General features: G+C 51.7%; 15 protein-coding genes. 6 read left to right on the top strand and 9 right to left on the bottom strand.

From position 1 onward, the window contains the following. The first annotated feature begins 73 nt into the window (after positions 1-73). The 3 genes from GK091_RS10125 to GK091_RS10115 all read left to right on the top strand — a co-directional run bounded on the left by GK091_RS10125 (position 74) and on the right by GK091_RS10115 (position 6,752). Positions 74-862 (top strand): LolA-like protein, encoded by a 789-nt coding sequence (locus tag GK091_RS10125; RefSeq protein ID WP_164036941.1) that lies wholly within the window; start codon positions 74-76, stop codon positions 860-862. Positions 863-1,000: 138 nt separating this feature from the next. Then, on the top strand, positions 1,001-2,062 hold the full coding sequence (gene hemH, locus GK091_RS10120) for a ferrochelatase (protein ID WP_164036940.1): 1,062 nt from the start codon (positions 1,001-1,003) through the stop codon (positions 2,060-2,062). Between the two features lie 526 nt (positions 2,063-2,588). Then, the gene (locus GK091_RS10115) at positions 2,589-6,752 is read left to right on the top strand and encodes a hypothetical protein (protein WP_164036938.1); all 4,164 of its coding nucleotides are present in this window, start codon (positions 2,589-2,591) and stop codon (positions 6,750-6,752) included. Positions 6,753-6,832: 80 nt separating this feature from the next. Here the strand turns inward: GK091_RS10115 and GK091_RS10110 are convergent, their stop codons facing one another. Beyond that, a complete protein-coding gene (locus GK091_RS10110; protein WP_212592950.1) occupies positions 6,833-7,906 on the bottom strand; it encodes a hypothetical protein in 1,074 nt (357 codons plus the stop codon). 204 nt (positions 7,907-8,110) lie between these two features. Between GK091_RS10110 and GK091_RS10105 the strand changes: the two genes are divergently transcribed. Next, the gene (locus tag GK091_RS10105; RefSeq protein WP_170312640.1) at positions 8,111-9,085 is read left to right on the top strand and encodes an OmpA family protein; all 975 of its coding nucleotides are present in this window, start codon (positions 8,111-8,113) and stop codon (positions 9,083-9,085) included. 76 nt (positions 9,086-9,161) lie between these two features. Here the strand turns inward: GK091_RS10105 and GK091_RS10100 are convergent, their stop codons facing one another. Continuing rightward, positions 9,162-10,028 (bottom strand): DMT family transporter, encoded by an 867-nt coding sequence (locus GK091_RS10100; RefSeq protein ID WP_164036936.1) that lies wholly within the window; start codon positions 10,026-10,028, stop codon positions 9,162-9,164. A gap of 101 nt (positions 10,029-10,129) precedes the next feature. After that, a complete protein-coding gene (gene nadE, locus GK091_RS10095; RefSeq protein ID WP_164036934.1) occupies positions 10,130-12,214 on the bottom strand; it encodes an NAD(+) synthase in 2,085 nt (694 codons plus the stop codon). 224 nt (positions 12,215-12,438) lie between these two features. Between nadE and GK091_RS10090 the strand changes: the two genes are divergently transcribed. Together GK091_RS10090 and GK091_RS10085 are read left to right on the top strand one after the other, a co-directional pair. Continuing rightward, positions 12,439-12,882 carry a DUF6934 family protein gene (locus GK091_RS10090; protein WP_164036932.1) on the top strand — a complete coding sequence of 148 codons (444 nt, stop codon included), beginning with the start codon at positions 12,439-12,441 and terminating at the stop codon, positions 12,880-12,882. 24 nt (positions 12,883-12,906) lie between these two features. Further along, complete coding sequence (locus GK091_RS10085; protein WP_164036930.1) at positions 12,907-13,080, top strand: hypothetical protein; 174 nt, start codon at positions 12,907-12,909, stop codon at positions 13,078-13,080. Positions 13,081-13,086: 6 nt separating this feature from the next. Here GK091_RS10085 and GK091_RS10080 read toward each other — a convergent pair whose 3' ends face one another. The 6 genes from GK091_RS10080 to GK091_RS10055 all read right to left on the bottom strand — a co-directional run bounded on the left by GK091_RS10080 (position 13,087) and on the right by GK091_RS10055 (position 22,296). Continuing rightward, positions 13,087-14,028: a phosphatase domain-containing protein gene (locus GK091_RS10080; protein WP_164036927.1), complete on the bottom strand. Its 942-nt coding sequence runs from the start codon at positions 14,026-14,028 to the stop codon at positions 13,087-13,089. A 71-nt stretch (positions 14,029-14,099) separates the two neighbouring features. Beyond that, a complete protein-coding gene (locus GK091_RS10075) occupies positions 14,100-15,374 on the bottom strand; it encodes a DUF5690 family protein (RefSeq protein WP_164036925.1) in 1,275 nt (424 codons plus the stop codon). 136 nt (positions 15,375-15,510) lie between these two features. After that, on the bottom strand, positions 15,511-16,053 hold the full coding sequence (locus GK091_RS10070) for an HD domain-containing protein (protein WP_164036923.1): 543 nt from the start codon (positions 16,051-16,053) through the stop codon (positions 15,511-15,513). Positions 16,054-16,191: 138 nt separating this feature from the next. After that, on the bottom strand, positions 16,192-17,271 hold the full coding sequence (locus tag GK091_RS10065) for an alkaline phosphatase family protein (RefSeq protein ID WP_164036921.1): 1,080 nt from the start codon (positions 17,269-17,271) through the stop codon (positions 16,192-16,194). 75 nt (positions 17,272-17,346) lie between these two features. Next, the gene (locus GK091_RS10060) at positions 17,347-18,945 is read right to left on the bottom strand and encodes a SusD/RagB family nutrient-binding outer membrane lipoprotein (RefSeq protein WP_164036920.1); all 1,599 of its coding nucleotides are present in this window, start codon (positions 18,943-18,945) and stop codon (positions 17,347-17,349) included. A gap of 45 nt (positions 18,946-18,990) precedes the next feature. Next, positions 18,991-22,296, bottom strand: a complete 3,306-nt coding sequence (locus GK091_RS10055; RefSeq protein ID WP_246202189.1) for a SusC/RagA family TonB-linked outer membrane protein — start codon at positions 22,294-22,296, stop codon at positions 18,991-18,993. Positions 22,297-22,364: the final 68 nt, after the last annotated feature.

The following is a 22,364-nucleotide window of genomic DNA, read 5'->3' as shown; positions in this document are numbered from 1 at the left end:
AAAAATAAATCGTATCAAGTGAAACAACAGCCTTCACCTTTTATTTTTGTTAAAGCAACCATCACTCAACGTAATGAACCGTTATTACTTCATTTTATTTTTCGCTTTCGTAAGTACACTGTCAACGTTCGCCCAGTCGAAAAAATCGGCAAATCCACCAGCGCAGGGCTTCGATCTGGCTGGCTCGGACCCTAAAGCCGTCCAGCTCGCCGATCAGGTGATGCAGGCGATGGGCGGCCGAAACGCGTGGGATAAAACGCACCTCGTGGCCTGGAATTTTTTCGGCGTCCGGAAACTTGTCTGGGATAAATGGTCGGGCGATGTCCGGGTCGATAATCTGCGCGACGACCAGACCGTCATCCTGAATATTAACAACGATAAGGGCCGGGTATTCCGCAAAGGCAACGAACTCACCGAGCCTGATTCGGTGGCTAAATACGTAAAACAGGCCAAAAGTGCCTGGATCAATGATTCGTACTGGCTTTTTATGCCCTTTAAACTGAAGGATTCGGGCGTAACCCTAAAGTACCTGGGTGATGAAGAGACGAAAGAGGGGAAGCCTGCCGATGTTCTTCAACTGACGTTCAAGAACGTGGGTAACACACCCGATAACAAATATAAAGTTTGGATCGACAAGCAATCGCATCTGGTATCTCAATGGGCACATTACCCCAAATTCACCGATGAGCAGCCCCGATTCACGCTTCCCTGGTCTGACTATCAGCAACATGGCGGTATTTTATTATCGGGCGAGCGGGGCGAACGCGACATAACGGACATTATGGTGTTTACGGGGTTGCCAGGTGAGGTTTTCAGTGACTTCACCCGTACCGATTTCAGCCGGTATCCGCAGGCAAAATAATTCTGAGCCGAACCCGTATCGCGCAGTCTTGATCAACGGTTAACTTTGTAACCGCTTTCGCAACGTACCGTCAACTGACAACAGCAGCGTTACGGTTCGAAAGTAAACTAACTTATTACAATCACGGTTTTCCCTACGATGGAATCACCTGTTTTATTACCACCTGTTACCGGCACAAAGTCACCTGGCAAAACGGGTGTTTTGATTGTTAACCTTGGCACACCCGATAGTCCGTCTGTACCCGATGTACGGAAATATTTACGTGAATTCCTGATGGATAGCCGCGTAATCGATATTCCCTACATTCAGCGTTCGTTTCTGATCAATGGTATCATCGCTCCGTTTCGCGCGCCCAAATCGGCCAAAGTTTATAAGCAGCTATGGGCAGAAACCGGCTCACCGCTGAAATACTACGGCCACGTTGTTGAACGCGAGTTACAAAACGCATTGGGCAGTGAGTATGTCGTAAAGCTGGCAATGCGTTACCAGAGCCCGAGCATCAAGGCGGGCCTGGACGAATTTCAGCAATTGGGCCTGACTGACATTGTTGTCATCCCTTTCTTTCCTCAATATGCCTCGGCCTCAACGGGTTCGGTCTATGAAAAAGTGATGGATATCGTGAAAGACTGGCAGGTTATTCCGGCCATTCGGTTCATAAATCGCTTCCTGGAGCATCCGAAGTTTATCGAGGGATTTGTCCAGTTAGGCCGTAAATATCTGAGCACGTACGAGTATGATCATGTCGTTTTCAGTTATCACGGGTTGCCGGAACGCCAGATTACCAAAGGTGACGTAGCGCACAACGTCTGCCAGTTCGGTACCTGCTGCGAGTCGCTCCATGCCATGAATCAGCACTGCTACCGGGCACAATGTTTTGAAACGACCCGTCGGCTCGTTCGTGAACTGGGCATTCCAGAAGGCAAATACACGACATGCTTTCAGTCGAGACTGGGCCGCACCCCCTGGATCAAGCCGTATACCGACGATATCATTCGGGAGCTAGGAGCGAAAGGCGTTAAGAGCGTGCTGGCTTTTTCGCCTTCCTTTGTTGCCGACTGTCTTGAGACGACGATTGAAGTAGGCGTCGAATACAAGGAATTATTTGAAGCTGCCGGTGGTGAACACTGGCAGTTGGTAGAGAGCCTGAACGATAGCCCGCTGTGGATTGAAACACTGGTCGATCTGGTTAAAACCGCCTAACAGACCATAGCCAACTAGTTGATAAGAGCCAATCACGTACTGTGATTGGCTCTTCTTGTTTCATAATCTAGTGATATCGTCAACTGAATTGTTGGCATCGTACAAGCGATTTTTAGCCTTTCGATAAGCTCGCAGCTTAGCCAGAATCAAGCAATGGATACAATTGGCTGCCTAACTAATTAAAAAGTGCCCGCTCGGGCAGGATAAATTCAGCCTAAACACGTGCGACAAGGACTGAGCTAATTCTCAGCAGCCCATTCACCCTCAGTCCTTTACTGATACCTGTATCTATAAAAATTTGTTTTTAGTCTACCTACTAGTTATACCATTCCGATTATATAGTAACCAAAAAGTAATCTTCTTATTATTTTTTTATACAAATGTGGGCAAAACGGTACACATTTTGCCCATGTGCCCCTTAAGTAGCCATTCACGAGTGCTACGAAGCAACTTTATCCAACTTATTATGAATTTCAGATTTTACATTTTCACAAAATGTATCAGTAGGAGCGCCGTACACTTTTTTATGCTGCTCCTATTGATTCCCTCTTTATCGCACGGCCTGCCTGGCAGCAATGAACCACCAGGTCGAAAGGTCGTAGGTCCCCTGCCAAAGCCCACCCCGATAAACGTATTCACGTATCGCAATCAGTCGCTTCTGGCCAGTCAGCCAGGCTATTCATCTGTCGCCAATGATCCGATCCGGTTTACCCTAAGCATCGATAAGAAATCCGTTCACCTGGGTGAGACGATAGACATAACCATCAGAGCGGAACTGTTGTCGATTACATCCAGTTTACTTTTTCAGCTTCCAGGGGCTACCGCGTACAAACTGAAGCTTTTGTTACCAACGGGTTTCGAGCAAACGGGTGGCGATTTCAGCGATTTTGTTGGCGCAGAACTCTCCTACCCAACCCGAACGGAAGCAACCTATCATATCATTGGTCACTTCTCAACGCTTTCGCCCGGTGCATCTTTCCGACTGCTGAGAAGCCACGGGCAGGCCGATGGGCAAAGCCTGTTTGTCGAGAAATCAACCGTTAGGCTGGCAGAACTGTCCACCGCCAAAAAGTCACTCCGTGAGACAGCGATCGATAGCAACAAGCAGGCTACTACCAGATCAGAAACTCTCTATGTCGATATAGACAATCCGGCCATTGCCACCAAATCAGCTCGGGTTGCCGGTGCCGAGTATCGGGGCAATCTGGAATTTGCCACGTGTGATGCGGTGGGCGGCTGGGCTTTCGATTTGAACGCTTCCCGGCAATCGGTAAGTCTGGATATTTATATCAACGATGCCAAAGTAGCGACGGTTAAAGCTGATCAAAGCCGACCCGACGTAGCCAGCGCCTTTGGTCTCAGTGGGTTCAGTCTGTACGGGTTCTACTGGACCCTTCCGGAGCTGTACAAAACGAACAAAGCGTTAAAAATTTCGGTCAAGTTGGCAAACGACGATACTGAATTGGCCCAAAGTCCGATCAAGACCGCCGTTTGCATCGGGTCAGTGTTACCGCCGGAAATCACCCCGGATCCGGTTACTCCACCGTCCGCCAACGCTAATTATCGGGGTTACCTTGAATTTGCCACTTGCGATGTGATCGGTGGCTGGGCTATCGATTTAAACGCTCCGAAACAATCGGTGAGTCTGGACATCTTCATCAACGATGTCAAAGCGGCAACGATCAAGGCCGATCAGAACAGATCTGATGTCCCCAAATCATTCAATCTGTCTGGTTTTGAGTTGTACGGCTACCGGTGGAACATTCCGGAGAAATACAAAACCAATTCCCGTTTAAAAATTGATGTCAGAGCGGCTGGTTCATCGTATGAGGTATCACAGAGCCCCATGACGACGGCCAGTTGTCCAGGGTCAGCGACGGCGGCTAGTTGCGCCTTCGAGGTTGCCGTCAACTCCACAAGTGCTACTTGCGGCAGCGCTGTCACCCTACCGGCGGCCTGTTCGGGCGCTGACTGCCAGGGACTCACCTACACTTGGAGCGGAAACGGCATCAACCAGCAAGGGCAGGCCCTTAACCTCACCGCCCCCGCTACCAACGGAACGTACGCCTATACCGTGACTGCCACCAAGACCGGCTGCACCAGCAAAACCGCCGTCGCGACCCTCACCGTTACGGGCTGCACACCTCCGCCGACGCCATCTGGGGAATACCGCGGCTTCCTGGACAATGCCAATTGTAACTACATCAGTGGCTGGCTACTCGACATGAAGTCGACCCAAAAATCACAGAGCGTTGACATCTACATCAACAATGTCAAAGCCGCTACGGTTGTTGCTGATCAGGTACGGAGTGACGTGGCCAGTGTTTTCAACACCGGTAACTTTGCCCAGTTTGGCTATAGCTGGACTATTCCGGACTCCTACAAAAACAATACACCAATACGGATTTCTGTCAGAGCGGCTGGTTCATCGTATGAGGTATCACAGAGCCCCATGACGACGGCCAGTTGTCCAGGGTCAGCGACGGCGGCTAGTTGCGCCTTCGAGGTTGCCGTCAGCTCCACAAGTGCCACTTGCGGCAGCGCAGTCGCCCTGGCTGCCGCCTGTTCGGGCGCTGACTGCCAGGGACTCACCTACACCTGGAGCGGAAACGGCATCAACCAGCAAGGGCAGGCCCTTAACCTCACCGCCCCCGCTACCAACGGAACGTACGCCTATACCGTGACTGCCACTAAAACCGGCTGCACCAGCAAGACCGCCGTCGCGACCCTCACCGTTACGGGCTGTACGCCCACGCCTAGCTGCGCCTTCGATGTCGCGGTCAATTCGGTGAGCGCCACCTGCGGTAGTTCGATCAATCTGAACGCAACCTGTTCGGGCGCGAACTGCGACAACGTTAATTATACCTGGACCGGAAACGGAGTTAGCCAATCGGGTCAGGTGCTTGCCCTAACGGCATTGTCTACTTCTGGTCTTTACTCGTACACCATGACCGCTACCAAAGACGGCTGTGCTGGCAAGGTCATCGTCGCCACGGTGACAGTTACGGGCTGCACTACAACGCCAAGTTGCGACTTCGATGTGTCGGCCAATTCGGTCAGTACGTCCTGTAACGGGGCTGTAAGCCTGAGTGCGAGTTGTTCAGGGAGTAGTTGCAACGGAGTAAGCTACGCATGGAGTGGCAATGGCGTCAGCCAGCAGGGGCAGCGCCTTACTCTGACGGCTCCGTCTACCGATGGCACGTACCTCTACGCCGTAACGGCTAGCCGGGTGGGCTGCGATAACAAGACGGCGATTGGATCAGTCACGGTAACGGGATGCACAATTTCGATCGAGCCCTACCCTGTTCTGAACAGCCCGCAACCCGCTGATCAACGGCCCGTATTGCAGAATGACCGTGTACGGGTAGCCATTGACCTGGGTGTTGGCGGTGTTATTCGGGAGATAACTGATTTGCAGGTCGGCGAAAACATGGTTAACTGCTTCGTGAAGCCCGATGGAACGCGTGACACCGGCCGCGACGATCAGATTGCGCTCTACGGTTATCCGGAGAAAGGATTTACCAAGAACGGCAAACCTATTCTGGATGACATCGGCTACAACCCCGTACAAGGTGGTAGCGTTGCAGGGCAGTTTTCACCTATTCTGGGCTACGGGCGGACGGACAAAATGCTTTACAGTAAAACACGGGCTCTTCACTGGGGCATAGATAACGAAGCGGGCGATTATACGATTGAACAGTGGATTCGCCTGGAAAACAACATTGTCCGTCAGCACGTGCGTATCACAGGCGATCGTCCGGAGCGGACAAAATACCCGGACTCCCGTCAGCAGGAACTTCCCTGTGTGTATACGAGCAGCCTGTTCTACCAGTATTTCGTTGTCCGGGGTGAGCCCTATACAAACGCTCCGTTGGTCCACGTGAATTCGATTCAGAATATCGACGGAAGCGGTACGAGCATGGATCAGTACAAAAACGAAGGTCGGATGGGGCCCTTCAACGTCGATGCCTCTGAACCCTGGATTGCCGCTATCCGCTCGGGATCAAATCGGGGTATGGCGCTGCACACGCCGTATTCGCATGAGTTCAAAGCAGCCTTGTTTCATAGCCCAGGTCAGGGCACACCCGAGTCCACAAACGCGGGTTATATCTCCAATAGCTCAACCATGATTCTGGACCCGGATGGCGTGTATGAGTACGATATCAACAGGGTGGTTGGCACGCTGGACGAAATACGGAGCACGATCAATACGCTGCCTCGTTCAGAAACCAAACCAAACTACGTGTTTGCCGGCAATCCGACCCGGCACGGCTTCATGTACCGCAAAGGCTATGATCAGGGTTATCCGCTCCGTGGAAACGAACTGACAATCACACCAACCGATCGTCGCTTCCGGCTGGTGTCACCCCGCAAAGGATACAAAGCGGCTGAGTTCGGTGTCATTTATGTTCGGATGCGGGCCATTACTCCGGAGCGTCAGCTACTCCTCGACTGGCGCAAAGTGGGCCAGACCGAACTGGAAGCGGAAAATGGTTCTCAGGCGATCAGGTTCAACATCATCCCTGACAACCAGTACCATACGTACGCAATTCCCGTCAAGAATATCTCGACGTGGAGCGGCATCATTAACAACTTTACCATTCGCTACACGGATACCCGCGAAGAAACCATAAACGGGCAGCAGTTTGGGGTAAAATGGATCTCAGCCACTGATCTGGGCGATCAGTAGCCGGACCGGTTAAAAACGATGGCGGGTCAAACGGGGAGCATTAGTTCGCTACCTGTTTGACCCGCCATCGCTTTATTACATCAAGCAGCCAGCTTCATGGACGTATCATCGTCCGCTGAGAGCATGGGTATGATGAGCGTGTTCATCCGCTCCCGCACAAAACTCTCCTGCAAATAGGATGGCAGCTTGGCCACCAACTGCCGGTACGCATCGACGCCCAATGCCTTCGCGATGTAAGCCTCGTGAACGGCATTGACATGCGACACAATATTAACCAGACTCTGGTGAAACAGCTTCACATCGATCTCGGAATCAACAAACCGCTCGATCTCCCGGTTCGTCGATGAGATGCGCAGCCGACTCAGCATATCGAAATAAGTCGTGTAGCCAATCTGCTTAGCCAGTTGCTTGTATTGCTCAACGCTGAATTTCTGTAAAATCTCACCTGTTTTCGGGCTGCGCAGTGCTGTCTTAGGATTAGTCTGAATGGCGTTACGAAGCGATTTAACGCGCTGATCACGCGTTGTTTTCAGGAACTGCGACAGTTCTGCCTGCACCGATCCTTCCCGCGATGGCAGGAGCAGGTCGGTCTTGGCCGCTACCGTAAATCGCTTGGCCATTGGCAACCGCTGGATGCGATAACTATTGATCGGGCCAAGTGCGTAATAGCCGATAGAAGCAGGGTAATAACCCCGTACGACCATATTGCCGATCCGCTTACGGATCAACTCTTCGTTACTGACGTTAACGCCCTGTGCGGCCAGAAAGGCACGCGCACTGAATAATGCACTATAGTAGGCCTGTGGAAACGTCCAGTGTAATGAGCTTTGCAGGTACTGCTCGTCGTTGACAACGGGCGTAATGCGCAACGCGTATTCGGCACTCCAGCTATTGAGCAGCAGCTTCTCCAGCGTTTTATAGCTTGCATCCGTCACCGTCCCGTAGAACTGCTGAAAGATCGGAAATTTCGGTACATCGAAGAGATCGTGCTGGTGCTGGATGTGGTAGTCCATGGCAAAGAAATGGTTCAGAAACACCTGTGCCGGAATCGATTTCCGCCAGTTGTCATCGAGCGGCAAATTGCCCGTAGAAGTCGGTGCAAGGGGGGCCTGAGCGTTCGGGGAATGCATCGTCACGTTCGTTATCTGTGTCATAGTTTAGTAACGAAAAAGGGGGTTCCAGCGTTCACTTTTCGCCAATTATTTTACCTACATAATACCTTAACTATCAATATATTAGCTATCATTTTTTACTCCGAAAATATACTCAAAAAATGAGCCTGTTGGGCGTTGACCGTTGGGTTGTTTTTTCCGGGTTTGCACGTACTTTTGGGCTTTCTTTTCACGTTGCTTCTACTAATGAAACAAACCTATTCCATTTTTTTTGTCAGTTATCTGTTCCTGAGTGGTTTGCTGTTGACGGCAAGCCGGGGACAATCAAGGACCCAGGCTGCTACTACGGGCCCGGTATCACTTTCGATCCAGGGAACTATCATTGATGGCGTATCAAAAAAGCCACTTGCGGGAGCTATTATCGAAGTGAAAAATCAGTCGGGTACGGCGCGCGATAAGCAACGCGTAGGAAGCGATGGAGCCTATAAGTTAGTTCTTCGTTCAAGAGATGCTTTCGTAATATCGGCTACTACCGATGGCTATGAGCCTTTCGTGCAGGAACTTGCTCCTACGTCGCCTTCCACCGAGAGAATTTCAGGGAAAAGTATTCCCCTATACCGTATCGGCACCAAGCCAGTAGCCACTACGAGTAACCCTTCATCATCGACGGTGTCTGCTCCTCAATCGACCCAACCGGCAGTGTCTGTATCAGCGGCTTCCCTTCCTGCGTCTCCCCCACCCGCAGCCCCTTCGACAGTGGCAACAGCGAGTAGACCATCGGGTGGTAGCGCCCCCCCGACCAGCGAACGGTTAACACCGCCTAAAACGCTCGATGCGAAAGTTACCTATACGCCCCCGCTGATCGTTGCGCCGACGGGAAAAGTGACGCAGCTTAAAGCAATTGAATTTGTGCAGAGTAAAGCCGAATTGCTCTCCGACGCAGGGCCAGCGCTTGAGCAACTGCTAACCTTCATGCGCGACAAACCAACCGCAGAAATCGAGTTAGCCGGTCACACCGACAACCAGGGCGACTTCGACCAGAACTTACTGCTTTCCAAGCAGCGTGTTGACCTCGTGAAAGCGTACCTGGTACAGAATGGTATTGCCGCCAATCGCATCACCACGCGCGGTTATGGGCCTACACGCCCCATTGCCAGCAATAATTCGGAAGCGACGCGGAAACTTAACCGACGGGTAGAAATGATTGTGGTGAAACAGTAGGCGACGGGAATCCTGTTTGCGGGGTACGTTCGTGTCTCATCGCTATCCGGCTATTTAGTGCGGCTTTCCAGCTGTGTTACTTCCGGCCAAGGTAAAGCCCGCCAATCACTAAAGCGGTGCCGGAAACGGTGTAAAGCGTGATCGGTTCGCCCATGAGCAGATACGAGTAGGCAAAACCGAAGATCGGACAGAGAAACAACCACAGCGACGCCCGAATGGGATCTTGCCAGATCAGGTAAAACCACAGTTGCAGGGCCGCCACCGAGACGGGAACGATAAGCCAGAAAACCGACGCCCAGAAGCGCAAATCGTAGTGAGAAGCACTGAATGCGGCCGAATCAAGCGCAGCCGACAGAAACGTAAATGGCAGTAGCAATAAGCCACCGATCAGTACCTGCCAGCCATTGATGACCAGGTTGGGTAACCGCCACTCGATGCTGGCGTAATAGACAGTGGCCGCAGAAACGGAGATCATACCGCCGAGCAGAATCAGCAACCCGTCGACAGTAGCGTAACTGTTTTGCAGGAGTGGATACGTGGCCACCCCTACGCCCAACAGACCCAGCAGCAAGCCAGCCGTTTCATTCCAGCGTGGCATCCGGCGTAGCCAGATCGCCGACAGCAACGCAATGAACAGTGGGTTCGTGGCCGTCGATAAACTACCGATACCCGCCGACACCTGTTTAAGCGCCAACACGAATGCTCCGAGGTAGATGGTTGTGTTAAGGAGCGCAAAAATGGTCAGTTGCCGCCATTCTACGCCCGTAGGCCAGGCATTTTTCCGCTGAATGCCGTAGGCAAACAAAAGCATCCCTCCACCGGCAATAAAAAACCGGACGTTAGCCAGAATAAGCGGATGAACCGATTGTACCCCAAATTTGGTGGCTACCGAAGCCGAAGCCCAAAGAGCCGCAAAGAAAAGTCCAGGCAAAAGTTGGCGCACAGGTATATATCTCGAATAGGTTGCTACTAATGTGCCTGTGACCAACTATTGTACAGAAATCGCTTGTACAATGGTTGGTCACAGCCCTGTTTATGTATAGTCTAAAATCCAATTTTGCCCTTCCGGCTGTTGCGATCCTGACCGGCAGCCCAGTCGCGCATTTCGGCCAGCTCTTTCTCGAAACCACCCGACAGAATCGGGAAACGGCACCACGAACGCGGGTCGAGGTTGTGATCATCGAGGTGGAACGACGGTGCGTACCGTTCGCGCTTCCACTGGTTGCGGCTCCAGAGTTTGAAAAACCGCTCGACCCAGATCAGCAACGTCTTGCGATCATACGAACCAGCATACCGCACTTCTACCAGTTTGAGCACGTCAACCGGCGGTTGTTTGTCGCGGATAGCAGCCGCTTCAATGGAGTTCAACACGTCATAAGGCATCAGATCCTCTTCGTCGGTCTGCTTTTTGTCCAGCGGACGCAATTCGGCGGTTGGTTGCAGGTTATTGACGGCCTGTAAACCAGCAACCTTAATCAGTTCATCGGGGGTTGCCTGATCCTTGGTAGAACCGGTACGGTCGGCCGGTGTTGAGTCATTTTTAACGTTCAGGCCCGTGGTTTCAAGCCAGCGCAGCCAGCCCCGCAAAAAATGCTTGTCAATACCCGTAATCGGACTAATGCTACCCGCCGTGTCACCATCCATCGTCGCGTACCCAACAGCGGCTTCGGAACGATTCGACGTGCTCAGCAACAGCGCGTTATTGATGTTTGCTATCATCCAGATACCCGGAGCCCGCACCCGTGCCTGAATATTTTGCAGGGCCAGATCATCGGTATCCCACGACAGCGTGCGCCCTAATTGTCCTTCGATCAGGCCACGGTACGTTTCGACCAGACCATTAATATTGATATTCAGGAACGTTGCACCAATGTCGTCGGCCAGTTCCTTCGCGGAGTTAAAGGTGTCATCCGACGAGTTTTCGGTTCCTTGATACATCACGGTCAGCAGCTTGCCGACCATTTCCTCGGGTGTTTTGCAGTCCTGAATAGCGGTGATATAATGCAGCTTTTTCTTTACTCCCTTAAGCCCGATGTTTTGTACCGCCATCCGCACCATCAGGAACACCGTTGCAGCAATGGCCGACGAATCCGCACCACCACTCAGCGACAAAACATAGCCTTGCGAACGACTCTTGCGCAGGTAATCGAAGAGTCCGAGGGAGACGGCCCGCGCAAATTCTTCTTCTTTGAGGTAACCGCCCCGCTCCCACGCTTCAAGTTCGGCCCGTTGCACGACAGGTGTCACATCGGGCCAGTCGAAGCGGTCTGTCACGCGCAGGTTGGGATACGCCAGGGCTATATTACCCCGACTCTGGGTCTGGTTCAGGCGGGTCAGTTCAATATCGACAACCGCCGGAACAATCAGAAACTCTTCGTAGCTCAGGCGCGGTCCCGACACCAACAGCTCACCGTTGGACGCAATCATCGCATCGCCATCATAGATCATCCGGCCCGCTTCATTGCCCAACATGTTGCTGTAGATGTAACTAACCCCGAACGCCCGCGACGCATCGACCACAAAACGTTCGCGTACCTGCGATTTCAGGAACGCAAAATGGCTAGCCGTCGGATTCAGGATGATGTCGATACCCCGTTCGTAGAGCATTCGACCGGGTCGGTTCGCGACCCACGCATCTTCGCAAATCTCGAACCCAATCCGAACACCCGATAAGTCGAAGACGATATCCCCGAACGGGTACGAAAATTCGCCGATCTTGATCTCATCACGCACGTAAGGGTTCCAGGGCTGGAACCAGCGGGTTTCGTAATGAACGCCGTTATTGGCCATGTACTGCTTCACGGCGAACCCCATGATCCGCTTGTTCACAATCAGACAGGCCGTATCGTACGTGCGGTTGTTATGACGGAGTGGCAGACCAACCGCTACGGCAATATCGCTGGTATGCTCAACAATTTCCAGCAGTGAAGCAATCGACTGATCGATGGTATTTTGCGAATAAAAGGCGTCCTCACACCCATATCCCGAAATGCAGAGTTCCGTCAGGCAAAGGAGACTAACCTCCTGCCGTTGAGCCTCTTCAATGGCATTTATGATATTCTGCTTATTGTGGCCCCAGGCAAGTGGAGTCTGGTTCAGAACACCAGCGGCTACTTTTAGAAGTTTCATGTATTCAGACGAGTGTTGAGCGATTGTCTTTGTTAACGCGTTCGCTGCATGATTGATTGATTCTGCAAGAATAACAAAGATGGGGGTAAAATGGATTGGGCGGGTATAAAACTAAAAATCCCCGTCGGCCACGCATAGCAGGCCAACAATTTCATATAAACACTATCTTTGTTTTCGTATATAAAAATTTATTTTTCTATTTTGCAGCACAGAATCCACCGTCGATGAATCAGCCGCATTACGATGTGCGCACAACGAGTGACCGTCTACAATTTGAGTTTGTTAGTAAAGGGCCTAAAGGTCTAATCGTAAAAAGGATCGAGTACACCTATATCGAGGGCCTTGATTTTTGGAATTTGGGATTCGGTGATTTTGATCCTGATACAGGACAAATTAATGACCAAACTATTTCAGATAATGGCGACGGCAGAAAAGTATTGGCAACAGTTGCCTTCTCCATTCGGGAATTTATGACTGTTCATTCCAACGCAACTGTTTTTTTTTCAGGCAGTACTGACCAGCGAACACAAATATATAAATGGGTAATTTATAAGTACTGGTCAGACATTTCAGCTGATTTTTACGTTGACGGTATAACAGAAACTAGTGACGTGATACCCTTTACAATTCAGCAGGATTATTTAGGTTTTCTGATTCGTAAAAAGTAGCTTCGTTTTAACTCGTGAACAGCTATGAAGACAACATCCAAATCACGCAGGGGAGCCAATCTGTATCCGGTACTAGTCGATGACGTATTGAAGGAGCGTTCGATTAGCTCAACTCTATTTACGCGAAAGATTGAAAAGGCGACTCGAATCATGTCGTTAGTCCGGGCGAAGCAGAATGAGCAACAGGATGCTCAGTAATTTTCCTCAAAAATCCCCGTCGTCTACCTGTACGCACGTCAGGCCCAGCGTCCGTCGCCACATATCCACAACCTGCTGTCGATCGTCCACGACGAGTTCGACGTAATACTGACCGGCGATGTGCTGTTCGTACAACTCCTGTTTGATGAGCGAGTCCTTTCGATTGTCGTTTGCAGGGCGCATGAACAAGCGATAGTCAGTCGCTTCCCAGCCAACATATTGCTTGAGCCAGGAAATTGTTTCGGGTCGGCAGACCGCATCCCGACCGGAGAGGAACACGATGGCGTAGCCCGATGCCTGCAATGCCTGAACCAGCCGGATGATGGGCCACTTAGGCCGGTCAATGCCGACCCGGTGCCAGTCGTACGGCGATCGGTCGCCTCGTTCGGCTACGGTCCCATCAATATCGACCAGTACGCAAGGGGGCAGCGATGGGTTCTGTGCGCGCTGAAAAGCAGGATTTCGCGTCAGTAGTTCGGTCTGAAATCTGAATTTGCGCTTCAGCGCGGTAAGTTGTTCGGCCTGCCGCCGGATCACGGCCTCCCCTACCGAGTCAGGGCGATTCTGATCGCGCCGGATACATTCCTCCAGGGGTGCATCAATCAGCGTATACCGTATTTCGACGTCATCGAACCGATTGGCCAACAACCGCCGGAAGTCATTGACGTAACTTAGTTTTAGATTTGTATTGTCGATCAGCACGTGCCAGCCCTGCATGAGTCCTTCCAGAATGGCTGTTTTCTGTAACTCGTTGACGAGTTGCTCGATGCGATTCTTCTCCTGATCAGACCACGTTTGCCAGTACTCACCAAGCGATACGGACAACAAACCCCGTCGGAGATCATCACGATTGACTCGTAACCAGTTTGGGTTTTCAGCGCAGAACCGGCGGGCAAACGTGGTTTTACCACTGCCGCTCAGGCCCGTTAAAATAAGGACACGTTTCATGGTTTACCCGCTGCTTACGGGTTAATTGGGTAATTAGGGAATAAACCCGTCCTCCAATCACTTAGTTGCAGCTAGAATTCAGGGACGGCGACCCGTTTTTCTTCTTTCTGAAACCGTCTTCGGAAATAGGCAAACGAGCTAACCACCAGCAAACTATAAAACACAGACATGATGTAGGCCCCGTTGATGAAAAACTCGCGGTAACTGATCGAGCCGTGACCAAAATTCTTGTACAGCAATACGCCTACGCTGCCCAGATAGCCATACCAGTCGGCCAGGGTGATGATGAAGCCAACCGTGCTCACGTACCGGAACGTGGCGATGAGTCGTTCGAAATACAATCCGTTGCAGGGGACATACGCCATGTACAAGCCCAAACCCGTCAGCAGGAACCAGTTACCGGGCGACAGCAATCCGGTCGAGTAAGCGTACGTACTCAGACCAACCAGTGCCCCACCCAACAGCATCAGCCCATTCAACAAAGCAAACGCCTTGAAGTTGTTGGTAACCTGCTGAAGCAATGCCATCACGATCAGAATGCCAACGGCAACCATCGTTTCGGTTTTGGCAAAAATACCCGGATTGTCTACCCCCGCACTTTTCAAGATCTCAGGACCGAAGTTATCGCGGAAGTCGCGAAAGGCAGATAGCAATACGTACGATGCAATGAGTAGCACCAGTCCCGGTCGGAAACTTCGCACAAAGGCCTGCCGCTCCGCCGAGTCCATTGGTTTCCGTTCGGTACGCAGGGCGCGGTCTTCATCCGTCGGTGGCGGAAGCAGGGTCAACGCGTATACCGACACCAGCATGGGCAAAACAAATAAAGCACCCGTTACGAACGGCAGCCAAAACTCGGATACGCCCCAGTCCGCTTTGATGGTCAACGCGATCGTTTTGACAAAGCCCGACGCAAAAATGAACGAAGCCGTCAGACCAGCGACGAGCGCATCGGTCTGACGCCGACCTTCCAGGAACCCGATCATGGTGCCGTAGACCATGCCCAACGGCAAACCGTTCAGGAACAGAAAAACGATATTCCAGGGAGCCGGAACGAGAGCAAATCCCAACAACGCAAGCAGGGCAATGGCAACAAAAATCAGAATATTGATGGTCCGACGTCCCGGTGACATCTCCGACACAACTTTCACACCAATTCCTTTCGATACCGCATAGCCAAACACCTGCGCCGTAACCAGCCATATTTTGTAGCTGATACCGGCGAAAGCCATGCCTTCGAACGTAACGGCGGTTATGCCCCGACGGAAAGCATACATGCAGGCGTAGGAGCAAAAAGCGGCTGTTGCGCCAAAGAGCACAAAGGCGGTAGGATTTCGAAGAAAACGCATTGATGGTCGAGGTAGGTGATATCGGTTACTATCGGTGGGTAGATTCCAGACAGTAAACTACGAACTTCAGACGATAAACTCATGAACTACTTGATACCGGTGTCTACGCCATTCGTAAAAATGCCAGGTCACGCGATCAATTTGCTCGTTGCTGCTCGCAGAGGGCGATATAGTAATCGGCCGTTGGCGTCGACAGGCCGGGTATCTTGGCCTGTTCATCCCACACCCGAAGCTGAAGAATTCCTTTAAAATACGGGTTGGCTTCAAACGCCGTTGCTTCTTCTTCCGACATTGGCCCACCCTGAAACGCCAGCGTTTTTAAACTGGCCTCTGACAAACGGGCGAAGTATTTCGGGTTTTTGAAGACCAGATAGCGTTTGGCATTTACGTGATTTTCGATCAGTTGCGCTACTTTCTCCGAGTACCCTAACTCCCGCAGATAATCGGCACCGAGCCGTTCATGATCGATGGTACCGTAGCCATCCATATAACCCGTCTTCACCAGTTCTTCGGGTAACAGATGACCGATATCGTGCAAAAACGCAGCAGCAACCGTGTCCGCGTCGGCACCAGCCTGCTCGGCCATTTGTGCGCACTGTAACGCATGTTCGAGTTGCGTTATTGGCTCTCCGTAATAATCGTCATTACCACTCTGGGCAAAAAGGGCAGCAATAGTCATAGGTTTTGCGGGATACGGGGGTCAGAATCTATTTGCTTTCTAAAATCGACGCAAGATAAGTAGCGTTTGGGATTACCCGTTGACTGGGATGGATTCATACGCCGTATCTCCAAGATACGGCGTATGAATCCATCCCAGTCAACGGGCACGATTAATTGTTTCGATCGGTGCACCAACGGGATGATCGCTTTTGAAAGTAAAACCCAGCAGTTGTGCCATTGTGGCGGCCAGCTGATTCTGGAAGAGAACCGGCCCGTTTTTCTGTTCGCCCGTAGCGGCAACGCCGGGACCCATGGCCGCCATCCAGAGTTGATACGAATCAGCTGTTTTTGTGCCGTGGTCTTTCCAGCGGGCTTTGGGGGTATGCCCCCGCCCGTGATCCGTCGTGATCAATAGTGCCGTTTTTCCGGCGTACTGGGGCATCGTTTGCACTAACTTCCATAAATCGGACAGGTAGTTATCGATGGACTGCACCATACGCAGGTGATCCAGATAACGCCCGGCATGGGCGAGATCATCGGTCTCGTCGAACGATAAAAAAAGCACGCGCGGCTGGTTTTGCTTAACGTATTGCCGGGCCGTGAAGTACGTCAGAAAATCGGCCCGAACACCGTCACCAAATTCGCGCGGATACAGCGTCGTCAGGTCGCTCAGCAACGAATCAGGAGCCGTACAAAGCGGGATGGTTTCGTTAGCTGAACTCGCGAAAATACCGCTTCGCTTTTCGTTGACAGCCGCTTCGATCACGTCCCACGACGAAAATACGGCCACTTTCCCGGTAAAGCCGGGTTGCTGATTCAGAAACTCCAGCACCGTGACGTTGGGATTATCGATCTTGTCGTTCGACTTGATCCGGTCATCGGCATACCCACTCAGAATTTCGTTGTACCCCGGATAACTGAACCAGTGCGGATTCGAGACATTCAGGCGACTCCCCAGCTGGCGGTTCCCGTACAGTTGTCCCTGCTGCCCTACGGTATTCCACAGAAAGGGCGTGAGCCGCTTCCGGCGTTCAACCGGGTTGCTGGCCCAAAACTGTTTACGGGCGCTGGCCGTATCGCGGCTAAAAACCGGATCGAACAGAAGCGTCGAGTCGGCCCCGTTGAAGATCTCCTGCCAGCGCACACCATCCAGCGTGACAAGAATCAGATTCTGAGCGGGTTGGGCCAGGGTGGAGCAGCTCAGAAAAACGCCAATTAATAAGCCGAGTAGTCGCATTACTTTATCGAAAAAAGAAAGACCTACAAGGTTTTTTAATCGCTTGTAGGTCTAGATCAGCCTGAAGTTAGTGAATTATTTTAGTACCCACATCGCGGCATTGATATCGTCATTACCACCGTACTGGCTGGCAATGGCCGCCGTGTTGTTGGCGGCATTGTAGGAACGTTCTGTGGATGGGTACTGCCACCGGAGCGGAATCCGGGTGCTGTTCCCCGTACCGGGCCCGACCATAAACGTGGGCACACCCGTCCGGCGCTGGTTGTAAAACGCTTCCAGACCCGATTGCTGGAAAAACGCCAGGTACTTCTGCGTCAATATCTGACTCAGCCCGGTGCTTGTATTCCCCGCATACTTCACAGCTGACTGTGCGTAGTAATCGGCAAAGCTAACGTTCACCGTGTAGGTATTGAACACTTTATACCCGCCATCGGCCGAGAAATAGACCGTATTGGCACCATCCGTCAGACCATAAAAAGCCCACGATGCCTGGATTCCCTTTTTGTAGTAGTCTTCGGCCGTTCCGCTGATCCAACCCCGGTTGATGCCTTCAGCAATGGTAAATTGTAGTTCCGGATAGCCGATGATGATATACGGCTCGGCGGTATAGGTGCTGTAGTAATGCTTCCGATTCTGAAACGAATACAGGCCCTGATTGGCGTTCGAAGACATCGTTGCCAGATCTTCACCCGACGATGCGCCTACGAAAGCCGAAAAATCAGTTGGCTTTACCCCAGCAGCAACCTTCGCCGTAGCCGGTTCGGCCACAACGAACGTCCGGGGATCTTTCAGGCTTGTCAGCGTTCCCAGGTACGTAGCCGCCATGTTTTCGCGTGTGGCGTTTCCGCCGAAATTGTCCGGATTGCGGTTGTACTTGTTGAATGACGTGTTGTACACGTATTGCAGGTTATCATCCATCGACGTCATTACGGGGTATTTGGTCGAATTGGCCAGCACTTCGGCAAACCGGGCTTTTACGTTCAAATCCGTGTCGGCCTCTTTCTTGCTCAAACTTACCAGCACCCGTAGTTTGAAGGTGTTGACCGTTTTCTGCCATTTCGACAGACTATTGCCAAGGTAAATATCACCCGACAGATTGTTGTCGTTTTTGGCAATCAACGTGGTCAGATCTGAATTAGCCTCATCCAGCCACGTCAAGATCTGCACATACACCTCTTTCTGGGTGTTGTATTTCGGTGTCGAATTAGTCAACCCCTGCAAGGCATCGGTCAACGGGATATCGCCCACCCGCTTGGTCATGTTCTCAAAGAAGTAAGCCCGGAAGAATTTTCCCAGCGCCGAATACGCGTTTACATCCGACAGACCGGCTTTTTTAGCCTCTTCCTCCATTTTCACAACGTTTTTCAGCGTTATATAATTGAGTCCCGTTGTCGTCCAGCTATACTCGTTTGTGCCGTAGTAGTTGTAGTTACTGGCGTAGAACTGGTTGTAGCGCTGAAATGAATTCCATGCCCCTGCATTACCCCCGTCATTGCTACTACCGCCTGAGCTAATGAAGTACATATCGTTTAGTACCCCGTTGAATACCAGGGAAGCGGGTGCGCTGGTAGGCCGGTTCGGATCTTGTTCGAGTTGATCGAACGGCTTTTCGCAACTGGCCAGTGTCAGGCCAAATACGACGAGCGGGAGAAGTATGTGTTTATAAAGTTTCATGATTTTTCGGTCGGTAGTCAGCCGTTGATAGCCTGCTGACTGTTTTTAAAATACCAGATTCAGGTTGATGCCGTACCGGCGGGTCGTTGGGGTTTGTAGGGTGGAGAGACCACCAGTCAGGTACTGATCCAGATCAATATCTTTGTATTGGGCGAAATACAGAAGGTTCCGACCCACTACCGATACGCTAGCCTGTTTGACCCCGACACGTCTCAGCAGATTCTGCGGCAACGAATAGCCAATGATAACCTCACGCAGTTTGGCAAAGCTCCGGCTCATCAGGAATGATTCGGTCGAGCCAAACGCGCGGGCGATGTAATCCTGCTCGAACGTCTGAATCGTGTTAGGCGCGTACTTCAACTCACCGTAGTTGAGCACGTTCCCATTTACGTCGTAGTTAATGCTACCACTTGTCAGCACCACGCCATCACCAACGTAGGACTTGATGCCCTTCACGTCGTTCGGACGGGCAGCTCCCAAAGCACCCTGTATCGTTTCGATGTGGCGACCACCCTGGAATGTTTTCTGACGGACGTAATCACCGATCACACCACCAACCCGACCATCGAACTGGAAGCTGAACGTGAGGTTTTTGTAGCTGAACCGGTTGTTGATCCCCCAGACGAATTTCGGATTCACGTACCCCAGGAACTGCGACACGGGATTGATAATCGGCCGCCCGCCGGCGTCATTGATCAGTTGACCATCGGGGGTGCGCACGAACGCGCTCGAATAGTAACCATCCGTCCGATCACCGATATTGATGAACCGCGAGCCACTGCTGTTACCCACAAAATAACTGGATGCCAGCGTATTGATACCGCCTTCCGTATAAACATCTTTCAAGCGTTCCGTGTAGGTTGAGTAGTTGGCAACAACATCCCAGTTAAACCCTTTGGGCGAGCGAATTGCCTGCCCCGTCAGGGAGATCTCACCACCCTTTTTCTGCGTACTGATCCCATTGACCAGGCGACCGGTGTAGCCCGTTGCTTCCGACGAAGGCAACGTAAAAATGCGCGGTCCGTCGTTGCTCACGTAATACGCACCATCCAGGATCAAACGGTTATTCAGGAACCGGATATCAAGACCGACTTCCGCCTGTGAGGTCGAGTTGGGCTTCAGGTTCGGGTTATTGAGTGTATTGGCGTAGTAGGCCGATGGTTTGTTATTATACGTTAGCGGCAATGTATACACCGCCGAGTTCTGGTAGGTTGGGCCACCATACGACGAGCTGTAATCGACGCCGTAACCGACCGGGAACGAAGCCCCTGGGGTTGAGCCGATAGTCGATTGGGTCAGCCCATCTTTTACGTTAGCATACGAAGCCCGTAGTTTCAGGAACGAGATACCAAGTTTGGCTGGCAACTGAACATAGTCTGAGATGACTGTGCTCAGTGCCACCGATGGATAGAAGTACGCGTTATTTCCTTTCGGCAGTGTCGAGAGTTTATCGATACGGCCCGTCGTGGTCAATGTGGCATAATCGCGGAACGTGAAATCAGCCGAGTAATAAGCCGACAGCACGCGCATGTCCGACTGGAAGTTCGACGCAATAACCGGATTCGATGAGTTCGCGAAATTATAGACACCCGGTACGTTCAGATAGTTGGTGCTGGCGTAGTTGGAATTATAATTAAAAATACGCGCTTCACCACCGACCAGTGCGTTCAGGGCCAGATCAGGCGTCACTTTTTTGTTGTATTGCAGCAGCAATTGGTTGATGTTGTCGAACAGGCTCCGGCGATCTTCACGGTAATCACCACGGGCTTCTTCACGGCCATAGGTCGTCGCCGAATATGGTAGTTTTTCTGTCCGCAGAATGCTGTAGGTCGTCAACTGTGTTTTACCCGTCAGCTGCAATCCGTCGGCAAGCTGGTAACGAAGCGACGTGTAGCCATACACGTTGCTGTTGTAATGCCCACGCAGCCAGTATTTAGCCAGAAACCAGGGGTTGTTATAGCGTTGGTATTCAGCGTAAATCTGCTGCGTACCTTCTTTGCCCGGCTGCCAGATCTGCTTCATATCATCAATATTCCAGTCCGCGCCACCCCAGGCGATAACATTGTAGATCAGCGAGTTTGGTCCGTAGTTGACATCCGGGAAGTTGGGCGTGTATTGGCGGTTGTAGTTCAGACTAGACTCGAAGCGCAGTTTAGGCGAAAAATTATACCCACCCGTAATGTTGAAGTTCGTTACGTTGAGCTTCGTGTTCGGCACCAAGCCCTGCTGATAATTGTGCGACAGCGAAAAGCGCATATCGTATTTTTCGCCCGATGCCGCTACCGCAACGTTGTTGTTCGAGAGAATACCCGTCTGGATAAACCGGCTGAGGTTGTCTTTGCCCCGTGGCACAAACGGCGTTGGCTGGCGGTTACTGGTAAACGTTTTGCCATTGGGAAACGTGGTGGTGAACGTCTGACCCGACACAACCGGACTGTCATACTGCGGAATCAGCTGACCGTTCAGGGCTGGTCCCCAGATGTCGTAATCGCCATCGTTCAGGCCATTTCCTTTGCCATCGCCAAATGCATACACACCGTGATCACCGGGGCCGTATTCGTCCTGCACTTTAGGAATCGCCAGAAACCCCTGATCGGCCATCTGGCTGGTATTGACCTCTACCGAAAAGCCGCGTTTATCTTTTGTACCGCGCTTGGTGGTGATCAGAATGGCTCCGTTTTTTCCCCGAAACCCGTACAGGGCCGATGCCGAAGCTCCTTTTAATACGGTATAGGTCTCAATATCGTCGGCGCTGACGTTCCAGGTATCGGATGTAATCGGGATGCCATCCACAACGAACAGCACATCCGAATTACCCCGCAAGGAAATATTCGGGCGACCCAGCAATTCGGACGAAGACCCGATAGTTAGGCCAGCCACTTTGCCCGTCAGGGAGTTGATCGGGTTGGGTTCACGCGCTTTTAACAGCTGTGACCCTTCTACAGTCTGGATCGCAACACCCGTTTGCCGAATATCTTTTTTGATACCCAGCGCCGTTACAACAACCTCGCTCAGCGTCGATGTGCCCACGGCCAGGGCAATGTCGATGGCCGTACGGTTGCCCACCGTAATTTCTTTCGTTTCGTACCCAATGAACGAGTAGGTTAGTGTGCTGGATGAAGCGGCATTAAGTGAATAGGTACCATCGGCGCGGGTCGTCGTACCCGTAGAGGTACCTTTGACCACAACCGAAACACCGGGTAATGGCTGGTTATCGTCGGCCGATACGACCCGACCCGTAATGGTTTGCGCCAATGCCGGTAGGGCGGGCAGCAGGCCAATCAGACACGCCACGACCAACAGGCGTAGCGCACGCGGTAGTGACGTTAACGGTTGTAAAAAAGACATCATACGTTTTGCAGGTTAGTACACCAAAAGTGTTTTCCCACAAAAGTACAATGGCCATATTACCCCAATAT

The organism is Spirosoma agri, assembly GCF_010747415.1.
GTDB classification, from domain to species: Bacteria; Bacteroidota; Bacteroidia; order Cytophagales; family Spirosomataceae; genus Spirosoma; species Spirosoma agri.
The sequence above is the reverse complement of the archived record's forward strand: the minus strand, read 5'-3'. Positions and strand labels throughout refer to the sequence as shown.